12 protein-coding genes and 1 tRNA gene are annotated in these 11,657 nt (G+C 68.3%); 6 read left to right on the top strand and 7 right to left on the bottom strand.

Translation table 11 applies throughout. The annotated features are described in order from the left end of the window. The first annotated feature begins 28 nt into the window (after positions 1 to 28). From sucC to ACH4YL_RS10515, 3 genes are all read left to right on the top strand, one after another. Positions 29 to 1,162, top strand: a complete 1,134-nt coding sequence (gene sucC / locus ACH4YL_RS10505; protein ID WP_398506747.1) for an ADP-forming succinate--CoA ligase subunit beta — start codon at positions 29 to 31, stop codon at positions 1,160 to 1,162. Positions 1,163 to 1,173: 11 nt separating this feature from the next. Next, positions 1,174 to 2,061 carry a succinate--CoA ligase subunit alpha gene (gene sucD, locus ACH4YL_RS10510; protein ID WP_398506749.1) on the top strand — a complete coding sequence of 296 codons (888 nt, stop codon included), beginning with the start codon at positions 1,174 to 1,176 and terminating at the stop codon, positions 2,059 to 2,061. A 197-nt stretch (positions 2,062 to 2,258) separates the two neighbouring features. Continuing rightward, complete coding sequence (locus tag ACH4YL_RS10515) at positions 2,259 to 3,830, top strand: aldehyde dehydrogenase family protein (RefSeq protein WP_398506750.1); 1,572 nt, start codon at positions 2,259 to 2,261, stop codon at positions 3,828 to 3,830. A gap of 33 nt (positions 3,831 to 3,863) precedes the next feature. On the opposite strand, the gene ACH4YL_RS10520 is transcribed toward ACH4YL_RS10515, so the two are convergent. Then, positions 3,864 to 5,168: a DUF2254 domain-containing protein gene (locus ACH4YL_RS10520; protein ID WP_398506751.1), complete on the bottom strand. Its 1,305-nt coding sequence runs from the start codon at positions 5,166 to 5,168 to the stop codon at positions 3,864 to 3,866. Between the two features lie 185 nt (positions 5,169 to 5,353). On the opposite strand from ACH4YL_RS10520, the gene ACH4YL_RS10525 reads away from it, so the two are divergent. After that, a tRNA-Leu gene (locus ACH4YL_RS10525) sits at positions 5,354 to 5,438 on the top strand. 176 nt (positions 5,439 to 5,614) lie between these two features. Continuing rightward, the gene (locus tag ACH4YL_RS10530; protein WP_398506752.1) at positions 5,615 to 7,288 is read left to right on the top strand and encodes a DUF262 domain-containing protein; all 1,674 of its coding nucleotides are present in this window, start codon (positions 5,615 to 5,617) and stop codon (positions 7,286 to 7,288) included. A 209-nt stretch (positions 7,289 to 7,497) separates the two neighbouring features. Here the strand turns inward: ACH4YL_RS10530 and ACH4YL_RS10535 are convergent, their stop codons facing one another. Then, on the bottom strand, positions 7,498 to 7,851 hold the full coding sequence (locus ACH4YL_RS10535; protein WP_398506753.1) for a hypothetical protein: 354 nt from the start codon (positions 7,849 to 7,851) through the stop codon (positions 7,498 to 7,500). Positions 7,852 to 8,042: 191 nt separating this feature from the next. Between ACH4YL_RS10535 and ACH4YL_RS10540 the strand changes: the two genes are divergently transcribed. Then, positions 8,043 to 8,666 (top strand): restriction endonuclease, encoded by a 624-nt coding sequence (locus ACH4YL_RS10540; protein ID WP_398506754.1) that lies wholly within the window; start codon positions 8,043 to 8,045, stop codon positions 8,664 to 8,666. 61 nt (positions 8,667 to 8,727) lie between these two features. Here ACH4YL_RS10540 and ACH4YL_RS10545 read toward each other — a convergent pair whose 3' ends face one another. The 5 genes from ACH4YL_RS10545 to ACH4YL_RS10565 all read right to left on the bottom strand — a co-directional run bounded on the left by ACH4YL_RS10545 (position 8,728) and on the right by ACH4YL_RS10565 (position 11,390). Further along, positions 8,728 to 9,042, bottom strand: a complete 315-nt coding sequence (locus tag ACH4YL_RS10545) for a hypothetical protein (RefSeq protein WP_398506755.1) — start codon at positions 9,040 to 9,042, stop codon at positions 8,728 to 8,730. 11 nt (positions 9,043 to 9,053) lie between these two features. Further along, entirely contained in the window at positions 9,054 to 9,248 is a 195-nt protein-coding gene (locus ACH4YL_RS10550; protein ID WP_398506756.1) for a hypothetical protein, read from the bottom strand. A gap of 87 nt (positions 9,249 to 9,335) precedes the next feature. Next, complete coding sequence (locus ACH4YL_RS10555) at positions 9,336 to 10,175, bottom strand: helix-turn-helix domain-containing protein (RefSeq protein WP_398506758.1); 840 nt, start codon at positions 10,173 to 10,175, stop codon at positions 9,336 to 9,338. Beyond that, positions 10,172 to 10,705 carry a DUF6879 family protein gene (locus tag ACH4YL_RS10560; RefSeq protein ID WP_398506759.1) on the bottom strand — a complete coding sequence of 178 codons (534 nt, stop codon included), beginning with the start codon at positions 10,703 to 10,705 and terminating at the stop codon, positions 10,172 to 10,174. Before ACH4YL_RS10560 ends, ACH4YL_RS10555 begins: the two co-directional genes overlap by 4 nt. 1 nt (position 10,706) lies before the next feature. After that, positions 10,707 to 11,390: a hypothetical protein gene (locus ACH4YL_RS10565; RefSeq protein WP_398506761.1), complete on the bottom strand. Its 684-nt coding sequence runs from the start codon at positions 11,388 to 11,390 to the stop codon at positions 10,707 to 10,709. Positions 11,391 to 11,657: the final 267 nt, after the last annotated feature.

Raw genomic sequence — 11,657 nt, forward strand, 5'->3', positions numbered from 1 at the left:
TTTTCACTCGTGAAATCGAGGGGCTGGCATGGATCTGTACGAGCACCAGGCAAGGGACCTCTTCGCGGACTACGGCATCCCGGTGCCGAACGCCGAGACGGTCGACACGGCCCGAGAAGCACAGCAGGCGGCCGAGCGACTCGGCGGCCGCGTCGTCGTCAAGGCCCAGGTCAAGACCGGTGGCCGGGGCAAAGCCGGAGGAGTGAAGCTGGCGGCCGACCCGGGCGCGGCCGAGATCACGGCACGCCAGATACTCGGCATGGACATCAAGGGGCACACCGTACGGAAGGTGATGCTGGCCCAACCCGTCGACATCGAGGCCGAGTTCTACGTCTCCTACGTGCTCGACCGGGCGGCCGGGACCTTCCTCGCCATCGCCTCGGCAGAAGGCGGCATGGACATCGAGGAAGTCGCCGCCACCCGCCCGGCGGCGGTGGCACGTATCCACGTCGACCCCGCGCTCGGCGTCAGCGCCGCCAAGGCCGCCGAGATCGCCGCGGCCGCCGGCCTGCCGCCGGAGACCGCCGGCGTGCTCTCCGCCCTGTGGCAGGTCCTCGTCCGCGAGGACGCGCTGCTCGTCGAGGTCAACCCGCTCGTACGGACCGCCGGCGGGAAGATCCTCGCGCTCGACGGCAAGGTCACCCTCGACGACAACGCGCGCTTCCGGCAGGCCCGTTGGGGCGAGGCCGACAACGACCCGGGCGGTGACCCGCTGGAAGCCGCGGCGGCCGCCAAGGGCCTCAACTACGTCAAGCTCGACGGCGAGGTCGGCATCATCGGCAACGGCGCGGGCCTCGTCATGTCCACTCTCGACGTGGTCGCCGGCTGCGGCGCGCGGCCCGCCAACTTCCTGGACATCGGAGGAGGAGCCTCCGCGCAGGTCATGGCCGACGGACTGTCCGTCATCCTCTCCGACCCGGAGGTCAACGCCGTACTCGTCAACGTCTTCGGCGGCATCACCGCGTGCGACGCCGTCGCCGAAGGCATCGTCCAGGCGCTCGAGTCCGTACGGCTGACCAAACCGCTGGTCGTACGGCTCGACGGCAACAACGCCGCACGCGGCCGCGCCATCCTCGACGACCGTGCCCACCCGCTCGTCCAGCAGGCCACCACGATGGACGACGCCGCCCGCCAGGCAGCCGATCTGGCTCTGGCCAACTAGAGGAGACAGACATGGCCATCTTCCTCACCAAGGAGAGCAAGGTCCTCGTCCAGGGCATGACCGGCGCCGAGGGCATGAAACACACCCGTCGCATGCTCGCCTCCGGCACGGACATCGTCGCCGGCGTCAATCCGCGCAAGGCGGGCACGGTCGTCGACTTCGACGACCGCGCCGTCCCCGTGTACGGCACGGTGCGCGATGCCGTCGAGGCCACCGGCGCGGACGTCAGCGTCGTGTTCGTGCCGCCGCCGTTCGCCAAGTCCGCCGTGACCGAAGCCGCGGAGGCCGGGATCGCCCTCGCCGTCGTCATCACCGAGGGCATCCCCGTCCACGACGCCGTGGCCTTCCACGCCTACGCCGCCGAGCGAGGCACCCGTGTCATCGGACCCAACTGCCCCGGCCTGATCAGCCCCGGCCAGTCCAACGCCGGCATCATCCCCGCCGACATCGCCGCCAAGCCCGGCCGCATCGGACTGGTCTCCAAGTCGGGCACGCTCACCTATCAACTGATGTACGAGCTGCGGGAGATAGGTTTCTCGTCCGCGGTCGGCATCGGCGGCGACCCGGTCGTCGGCACCACCCACATCGACTGCCTCGCCGCCTTCGAGAAGGACCCGGACACCGAACTCATAGTGCTCATCGGGGAGATCGGAGGTGACGCCGAGGAGCGCGCCGCGGCGTACATCGCCGAACACATCACCAAGCCTGTCGTCGGCTACATCGCAGGCTTCACCGCTCCGGAGGGCAAGACGATGGGCCACGCGGGCGCCATCGTCTCCGGGTCCTCCGGCACCGCGCACGCCAAGAAACAGGCCCTCGAAGCGGCCGGTGTACGCGTCGGAGCGACCCCGACCGAGACCTCGCGACTCGTCATCGCCCGCCTCGACGGATCCCGTTGACGTCTCGACGCCGTGACGTCCTGACGTCGCACTCGTTGTCGAGGCTGACGTTCCGCTGACGCGGCGACGCGGTCACTTTGACGTGCTTCCCGCCGATGCGGTTGCGTTGGCGCCACCGATCAACGACGCCCGGCGTGCCACCCCTCACGGCCCACCGTCCGGCCCCTCCCGCCCCCTTTCGAGCGGAGACCACCCTCATGGCACCCACCCTCACCGCACCGACTCCGACCACTTCGACTCTTTCCCTCAAGCCGGGCACCGCCTGGTACGACGCGTGGCAGCGCGCTCTCGCCGTCGCGCCGGAAGCCTTCCGCCACGACCGCGTGCTGAACCTGTGGGCGGCTGAATGGAAGGCCGACGGCAACACGCTGCCCGCCGCCAGCCCGGTCGACGGCAGTCCCATCGCCGGACCGCCGCGGCTGGACGCCGCCACCGCGGGGCAGGCCGTGCGCGCCTCGCTCGACCAGCACCGCGCCTGGCGGCACGTGCCGCTCGAAGAGCGCCGCGCCCGCGTCGGCGCCGCCCTCGACGCACTCACCGAACACCGCGAACTGCTCGCGCTGCTGCTGGTCTGGGAGATCGGCAAGCCGTGGCGGCTCGCCCAGGCCGACGTCGACCGTGCGATCGACGGAGTGCGCTGGTACGTCGACGGAATCGAGCCGATGCTTCAGGGCCGCACCCCGCTCGCGGGCCCGGTCTCCAACATTGCCAGCTGGAACTACCCGATGTCCGTGCTCGTCCACGCCATGCTGGTGCAGGCCCTGGCCGGCAACGCGGTGATCGCCAAGACGCCGACCGACGGCGGACTCGCCTGTCTCACCCTGGCCTCGGCGCTCTGCGCCCGCGAAGGCATCCCGATCACGCTGGTCAGCGGCAGCGGCGGCCAGCTCTCCGAAGCGCTGGTCAACTCACCGGAGATCGGCTGCGTGTCCTTCGTCGGCGGCCGCGACACCGGCGCGCGCATCGCCACGGCGGTCGCCGACCTCGGCAAGCGTCACATCCTGGAGCAGGAGGGCCTGAACACCTGGGGCATCTGGAACTACAGCGACTGGGACGCGCTCACCGCCGTGATCCCGAAGCTCTTCGACTACGGGAAGCAGCGGTGCACCGCCTACCCGCGGTTCGTGGTGCAGCGGGAGTTGTTCGCAGACTTCCTCGCGGCGTACCTGCCCGCCGTACGGTCCATCCGCACGGGCCATCCGCTGGCCGTCGAGAACCCGTCCGACCCGCTGCCGGTCCTGGACTTCGGCCCGCTGATCAACGCGGCCAAGGCCCAGGAACTCGCGGGTTATGTCAGTGACGCGATCGACCGGGGCGCTGTCCCGCTGCACCGCGGCAGCCTGGAGGACGGCGCGTTCCTGCCCGGCCAGGACACCTCCGCGTATCTTCCGCCGGTCACGCTGCTCGGCCCGCCGCCGTCGTCGCCGCTGCACCACGCGGAGCCGTTCGGACCGGTCGACACGATCGTGCTGGTGGACACCGAGGCGGAACTGCTCGCGGCGATGAACGCCTCGAACGGCGCGCTGGTGGCCACCTTGTCGACCGACGACGTGGAGACGTACGAGCGGCTGGCGCCACAGATCCGCGCCTTCAAGACGGGCCGGGGCAAGCCGCGGTCCCGTGGCGACCGCGACGAGCTGTTCGGCGGCTTCGGCGCGTCGTGGCGCGGTGCGTTCGTCGGCGGTGAACTGCTCGTCCGCGCCGTGACGGACGGCCCTGAGGGGGAGCGGCTGCCCGGCAACTTCCCCGACTACCACCTGATGCCGTGACGTCTCACCAGACCCAGGCCCAGGCGTAGCGGGTCAGCCGATCCCCTGGCGGTCGGGCCGGAGCGAGAACTCCCGCTCGGCCGCCTCGGGCACCTGCCGCTCGACCGCCTGCGCCAGCAGCGCGCGTTGCCGGTTCAGCGGCTCCTTGCGGTCGTCCGACGCGAGCAGCAGCAGATCGTCGATGGCGGCCACCAGACGCCGGGTGACCTGCGGGCTGCCGGTGGCGAACAGACGGATCTCGGCCAGCGCCAGATCCACCAGATCGGCCCACTCGGGCACGTCCTGCACCAGCCGCACCGCACCCTTCCGGTCCCGGTGCTGCACCGCACCGAGCGGTTCGTTCACGACGTACGTCAGGAACTGCACGATCCGGTCCAGACACTGCACGGCGGTCGTCGGGTCGTTCACGGCCGGCGACAGCGCACGCAGCGCGATGTCGGACAACTGCCGCAGCCCGAACCCGAGATCCTGGTGGAAGCTCCGCTCCACGCTGACATTCACGGGACGGGGCAGGGCCCGCCGCTGCAACCCGCCTTCGCCGTGCACGGCCAGCACCGGCGTCCCCGGAACGACGAAGTCCCCGATCCGCGGAATGAGCCGCAGGACGACACCGTGCCGCCGGGCGACCCGCACGAGCCGCCGGACGTTCACATCCCGCAGCACTCCGGCCCGCCCCCGGTACGGAATCCGGGCGCTCTCGGCCGCGAGCGGCTCCGGATCCGCCGTACCGGCTGGCAGCCTCCTCAGCACCCCGAACGACTCCCGCGCGATCCGGTCGACGACCGGCCCGATCTGCATCAGCCGCAGCGTCGACGACACATAGGCGATGAAGAGCAGCAGACTCAGCAGGACGAGCAGCATGGTCACCAGGCCCTGGATCACCGGCACCGACGTGACTTGCTGCGGGTCGGTTTCGCTCTCGTACGACGTCAGCACCAGCAGCGAGAACAGAAACGTCGCCAGGAACACGGTCAGCGTCAGCTTGCTGATCCGGCTCCGTACGAAGATCCGCACCACGCGCGGTGTGAGCTGCCCGCTCGCCATCTGCACGGCGACCAGCGAGATGCTGAAAACGACACCGATGAAGGTCATCATCGCCGCGCTGATGGTCGTGACGACCGTCTGGGTGTCGTCGGCGATCGAGACCAGGTCGGCGACGACCTCGTACTCCTGCTCCCGCTGCAGCAGCTCGATCAGCCAATCGTCTCCGGTGGCCGACACCACCCACAGTAGGAAGGAGCAGATCAGTCCCACGGTGGGCGCGAACCAGAAGGTGTCCCGCAGATACTCGCGCAGCGGCGAGAAGGGGCGGGGCCGTCGATAGCTGCGTTGCGTCACCTAGGTGAAGGTAGCGTCACCGAGCGCATGCGTATGGATACACGCTGTACGGGCCCCTCGGTGAGGTTGGAGCGGGTGCTTGATCGTCGCGGCTGCACCCCACTGACCACGGGAAATGCGGGTGAGGGGCAGCTGAAACCCCTGGTATTGTTGTCCCTGTCGCCGCGGGAGACCGCGGTCACCCTGTCCGGGTGGCGGAATGGCAGACGCGCTAGCTTGAGGTGCTAGTGCCCTTTATCGGGCGTGGGGGTTCAAGTCCCCCCTCGGACACTCAGCTGTACTCCATGTGGTCCTCATTAGCAGGTCTCATCAGCGCCCTCTCCGGCCGTAGGCCGTGAGCGGGCGTTTCTGCGTGTAGCCGCTCATCCCGCCCTGGATAGCGCTTAAGCGACCACAATCCCGGCAATCCGGCACCCGGCCACCACGCGTCTCGCCATCATTGGTTCATGCAAAAACTCGAGGCGCACGAGATGCCCCTGCACAAGGTCTTCAGCAGCGACTACGACTTCCAGATCCCGGACTACCAGCGTCCGTACGCCTGGGAGGAGGAGCAGGCGGTCCAGCTGCTGACCGACTTGGTGGAGGCACTCGACCGCGGGACCGAGGAGCCGTACTTCTTGGGCTCGGTCGTCCTCGTCAAGGGAAACGGGACACCCAGGGCTGACGTCATCGATGGCCAACAGCGTCTCACCACGCTGACCATCCTGTTGTCGGTGCTCCGTGATCTCGCGGAGGATCCCGATCTGTGTGGCGATCTTGACAGGTTGGTGACCGAGCCGGGCAACCGGATCCGTGGACTGGCTCCCAGGCCGCGTCTCACCCTGCGCCAGCGCGACGCCAAGTTCTTCGCTAAGTATGTGCAGACGAAAGGGACCATCGAGGCACTGCTGGCGCTGAACGCGAGCACCTTGCACACAGACGCGCAGAAGGCTGTTCTCCGCAATGCCGCTGCGCTTCACAGCAAGCTGGTCGGCTGGCCAGAGGATCGCCGGCTCAACCTCGTCCAGATGCTCGGGGAGCGCACCTTCCTGGTCGTGGTCAGCACTCCCGACCTCGACAGTGCGCATCGCATCTTCAGTGTCATGAATTCGCGAGGACTCGACCTGTCGCCCACGGACATCTTCAAGTCGCGCATCATCGGCGATCTCGGACAGGAGGCTTCCGACGAGTGTGCCACCAAGTGGGAAGACGCCGAAGAAGCCCTGGGCCGGGACGACTTCGCCGACCTCTTCCTCCACCTCCGCATGATCTTCGCCAAGAAGCGCGCCGAGCAGGAATTGCTCAAAGAGTTCCCGGAGCAGGTGCTCAACCACTATCTGCCGGGCAAGGCCCAAGCATTCGTCAACGACATTGTCCGCCCGTACGCCGACGCCTACGTCCAGATACGTGACGCCGCCTACGAGGCAGCATCTGGTGCGGAGAAGGTCAACGCTTGGTTCGAACGACTGCGGCAGGTCGACAACAACGACTGGCGGCCCGCGGCCCTGTGGGCGCTGCGCCACTACGAGAACGACTCGGTCTGGCTCGATCAGTTCCTCCGCGCTCTGGAACGGCTGTCGGCCAGCATGTTCGTCCGACGCGTCTACACCACACCCCGGGTCACTCGTTATGCCGAGCTTCTCCGTCAGCTTGATCTCGGCCAGGGACTGGACTCCCCGGCGTTCGAGTTGACGGACGGGGAGCAGGCAGAGACGCGGGCCCGGCTCGACGGCGACTTGTATCTCGTGGGCAGGATCCGCAAGTACGTGCTGCTCCGGCTCGACGAGTTGCTCGCCCGCGGGCAGGGAGTGACGTACGACCACCCGCTCATCACTGTCGAGCACGTCCTCCCGCAGAACCCCACATCCGATTCACAGTGGGTCGCATTCTTCGACGAGGACCAACGTGGCCGATGGACACACCGCCTCGGCAACCTGGTCCTCCTGAACCGGGCAAAGAACTCGGCGGCCCAGAATTACGACTTCGCAGTCAAGAAGGCCAAGTACTTTACGGGCCGCGGGGGAGTGGTGCCCTTCGCGCTGACAAGCCAGGTGCTCCAGCACACGGAATGGACCCCGGAACTCCTCCAGGCCAGGCAGGAGCAGCTGCTCGATCTGCTTGCCGAGGAGTGGCGCCTGTGAGGGGGGCGGCGCCGCGTTTGATCATCGACGTCCACTCGTACCCGACCGAGCGCCTGCCACGGTCCCGTCCTCTGGAGGCGGAGTTACTAGCGGAGTGATACGGCGGGGGCGGGGTAAAGACACGCCTCGCGGCGCACTGCACAGGGCAACCGGTGTGGCGCTGTGCTAGGTATGAGCGCATGCCGCTCCCGCACCTTGAGCTCACGGATTCACAGCGCCGCCTGCTGGCGGAGCTGGTGCTTCAGCCGATCCCGAATCCGGCTGTCGGCGAGGAAGCGCACATGGCGATCAATGGACGTGGGCTCGACTTGAGCGAGGTTCTCGCGGATGTCCGGGAGCTTGGTTTCCTGGGGCTGGCTGTAGACGAGGACGGCGCGGTGGCTGCCACTGATCTGGGCACCGCCGTCCATTACCAGGCGCTCCACGAAGCCGCGGAGTTGCGGCTGGCGGAAGTGGTGCGACTGGCCGAGGCCGTTGAGGACGGCCACCATCGTCTGGCGCGCGCCGTACGGCAGTTGGCGCAGGGTGACGTCTCGCTGGATCAGGCGCTCGCGAGTGTGCACCGGTAGAACTCGTTGCCCCTGCTCGGATCGTGGCCACATGCAGCATCCGGTAGGGCCGCCACACAGCCACTGACCGAAGGTGTGCAACTAGGTGCAAAGGCGGGAACCGCTGCTGTCTACCCGGACGTTCGGCTGCCCAGTGCACCAATGGGCCGATAGCATCCCAGCCTTACGCAATCCTGGGGGAACGTATGAGCGCACCCGCACGCCGCAGAACTTCCGATCCTGCCCCGCTGGGGCTACCCGGTTGCGCCTTCACCGCAGCCGTCCACGTGTTCGGGATCGTGGCGTTGCTGATGTGGGCGGACGGCCTGCGCGGCGGTGCCGTCTTCTTCGTCCTTCTTATCGTCGCCAGCGGCATCGCCCGTGGCGTGGCCAAGGCGAAGCGATCGGCAGAGACCAGGCGCGTGCGCGCCATCCAGTCCACGGAAGTCGTCCGCTATCACGCCATGAATCCGCGTCAGTTCGAGGAGGCCATCGCATTCCTCTGTGAGCGGGATGGATGCCGGGATGCCCGCGTGGTAGGCGGTGCCAACGACCTCGGCGCCGACGTTATCGCTACCGCTCCTGACGGACGACGCATCGTGATCCAGTGCAAGCGATACGGGCCGACTACCAAGGTCGGCAGCCCAGACCTACAGCGCTTCGGGGGTACGTGCTTCAGCGTGCACGGTGCGCAGGTGGCCGCTGTGGTGACGACGAGCGTGTTCACGCGCCCGGCTGCGAACTATGCAGCACAGCACGGAATCCTCGTCTTCGACGAGCAGGGCCTTGCGGCGTGGGCGACACACACCGGTCCCGCGCCTTGGATGTGAGAGCAGACAATACGACGGCCCCCGAGCGCGGACACGCGTACGCGCTTCGCGGGCCGCGCCGTCACCGGGGGGCGGTGGTCTCGGTAATCAGAACGGGCACCATCGCACCGGGCCCCGAACCGGTGTCGAGCCAGCGCCACTCGACGCGGTCGTCGTCCGGGCGCGGCCAGGCCCCGCCAGGCATCAGAGCCTCAGCGATCACCTCGACGGCAGCGGCAGGCAGCGCACCCAGATGCACCAGCGGCCGGCCGGACGCAGTCACCATGGGCCGTACGCCGCTCCACGCGCTCTCGGGCAGGCCGATGGACGCCAGCGCGGCCCGTACCGCCTCCGAAGCGTCAGTAGCCCGTGCGCGAGCGTCTCTCCATGTCCCCATCTCCAGCACGCTCACCGCCCCGCGTGCGCATGGTTGAGGAGTTCCACGTTCGCGTCCGAGACGGCCGACAAGTCGCACCGCTCGCGCGCTGCATCGCGCTGCTTCACGAGGGCCTCGCACACTCCGCAGCCGTCCATCGGCGTCGGCTCCGGGCCAGGCAACGGAAGGTGTACGGGATCGGCCATCGTCGTCTTCAGGCTCGTCATGCTCAGGACCGTAGGCCGGACTGTTTCTCAGAATCCGGCGTGTTTCTCGCTGTTTCTCATCCACCCCGGAGCGTTTCCCGATGTTGCTCAGGCAGCGATCAGCGCGCCCCGGGCACGGGAGATGAGCCGGTGCGCGTCCCGCCCGCGGACCGCGCCCGCAGCGAGCGCGTCCCACACCTTCGCGTACAGGGCTACGTCCTCTGCAGAGTCCAGCCACATCTCCGCATGCCACGACTCGGCGATGACGAGCCGGTCATCGTGGATCCAGAAGTCATCGCCGGCCGCGACCCGTACGTCCGCCGTGAGGGGGATGATGCCGAGCTCCACCGTGGACAGGCCGTTGACGGACATTAGCCGGTCGAGCTGGTCCGCGAGGACGGCAGGCGAGCAGATACGCGCGTGCAGCGCCGATTCGCCCATCAGCACCCGGTACCTCTTGCCCGGCACGTACAGGCCCTCTTGGCGCCGCAGCCGGGACGTCACCCCAGCCTCAATGTCCCGCGTCACGCCATGCAGCTCGGCGTACCGGGCCAGCACAGCGCGCGCATACTCCGGGGTCTGGAAGACGCCCGGCACGACCGATGTGAAGCCCCGGAACATGACGGTCCTCTCATGCTGCGCCCCCAGCGCGTCCTGAACCGCGCGATGCCCGCCGGCCAACTGCCGCCGCCACGAACGGTACGTCGACTCCAGCCCGGCGAGACGGCCACGTAGCTCCGCCGCTGCCTCCGGTCGCCCGACTCCCGCGGCCCACGCGTCCAGGTCGGCACCGGTGGCGGTCTGCTTCCCGTTCTCCAGCTTCGAAATCTTCGACGGTGCCCACGCGCACTCGGCGGCCAGGGCCCGAACTGTGAGCCCGGCCTCGGTGCGCAGCTCACGCAGCCGCGCACCGAGGGCGACTCTGGCCTGCTGGTAGTCAGTGCTCACACATCGGAACGTACCCGTGCCGCGAAGGTCTCGTACCGCTCCGCGTAATGCCAGGCGGCATCACGTGCCTGGCAAGCAAGGGCCACCGCTTGCGGATCGGTCGTCAACCCCATGCGCTTCTCAGCGTCCTCCCAGTTGAAGACGGCGAGAACGCGGGAGTCGAACAGCCAGAAGTCGAAGTTGGGCAACTCCAGTTCGTGCGCTCTTGAGCGGAGCATGTATCGGATGTCCTCGCCCGCGGCGAGGTTGTCCGGGGTGGTGGCCAGGAGGTACCGCTGCCCGTCCGTGGCGGGCTCGTCGACCAGGCGCACGCGCTCGATCCGCTTGCCTGCCGCGGTCTGTGCTCGAGCATTGGCGAACCACGGGCCGTCCACATCGGGCGGCGGCGCGATGCCGTCGAGGAACTGCTGGTACTCCTCGGTGTCTTCGTCTGCTGCGTACGACCGGCGGGTCTCCAGCCGCCACGCGGTGTGCTCGAAGCCGTGGCGGAAGAAGTCGAGGATCGCGCTGGCGGGTACGTGGTCCTGCACGTCAGGCCTTGGGTGCGAAGTTCACGAGGAGAGCGCGGTCGACGACGACCAGCGACTCCCCTTCCAATGGGTTGGCCATCTGCGCCAGTACCTCGGGGTCCGTCACGGTGTAGCCCTGTACGAGGATCTCGCCAGTCTCGACGTCCTCGTACAGGGTGGGGCATTCGCCGGTCTTGCTGTTGGTGCCGAGCATCCGCAGCCTGCGGGCCATGGGCGTCCCCTCTCGTGGTCCGGCGAAGTGCCGCCGAGAGGTGCACCGTAGCCCGGTGATCAAGAAACAGGTAAGGGCGGATCCTTCGCGGCCCACCGGCGCGCGGAGGATCGGGTCTCCGGTCATGCTGACCCCATGAGCGAATACACAGGCTTCGCCACAGTCATCGCAAGTGGCACGTGGATCGAGGTCGAAGCCGACCTGTGGAGCAGGCAGGCCGTTCTGCAGGCGCCGGGCGCGGCGCAGCAGCTCGGCACGTAGCCCCTCCGCGACGCGGGCCCGGTTACCGGGGTCACGGACGTCCACATCGCCCGGCATGATGGACCCGAGTGCCAGGGATGCGATCGAGCAGACCACGGTGACGAGGTCGTCCCACACGAGATCGACGAGCAGTTCATCGACGTCGCCGTCCCGGTTCTCTGCGGCGGCCGTGAGGATTGCCCAGCAGCGACCGTGCAACTCGGCGTCGGTCAACGGTCGGTCGGTCGGTCATGGCCTGCCTTCCTCGTCCTGGTGCAGGTTCTCGGCCCTGTGCCGAACGCCGAGGGCTTGGGCGAGCGCTCCGAGCATCGAGCGGGCCTCCTCCCCTCAGCCTCGGTGCCGTCCACCCCCGCGAGGCTTACGTGCGCGTCGGTGAGCACCGCAACCGAGCGGGCCAGGTCGAAGAAGTCCCGCGGCTCGGTTGTCCGGTGCAGCCGAACGCGCGCCTCAGCGATGTCATCGAGCAGGTTCGCGCGAGGT

Source organism: Streptomyces sp. NPDC020681 (genome assembly GCF_044334895.1).
GTDB lineage: Bacteria > Actinomycetota > Actinomycetes > Streptomycetales > Streptomycetaceae > Streptomyces.

Excerpts from the sequence above, each read along its gene's own strand:
- sucC (WP_398506747.1), top strand. The coding sequence starts at position 29 with ATGGATCTGTACGAGCACCAGGCAAGGGACCTCTTCGCGGACTACGGC.
- sucD (WP_398506749.1), top strand. The coding sequence starts at position 1,174 with ATGGCCATCTTCCTCACCAAGGAGAGCAAGGTCCTCGTCCAGGGCATG.
- ACH4YL_RS10515 (WP_398506750.1), top strand. The coding sequence starts at position 2,259 with ATGGCACCCACCCTCACCGCACCGACTCCGACCACTTCGACTCTTTCC.
- ACH4YL_RS10530 (WP_398506752.1), top strand. The coding sequence starts at position 5,615 with ATGCAAAAACTCGAGGCGCACGAGATGCCCCTGCACAAGGTCTTCAGC.
- ACH4YL_RS10540 (WP_398506754.1), top strand. The coding sequence starts at position 8,043 with ATGAGCGCACCCGCACGCCGCAGAACTTCCGATCCTGCCCCGCTGGGG.
- ACH4YL_RS10545 (WP_398506755.1), bottom strand. The coding sequence starts at position 9,042 with ATGGGGACATGGAGAGACGCTCGCGCACGGGCTACTGACGCTTCGGAG.
- ACH4YL_RS10550 (WP_398506756.1), bottom strand. The coding sequence starts at position 9,248 with ATGACGAGCCTGAAGACGACGATGGCCGATCCCGTACACCTTCCGTTG.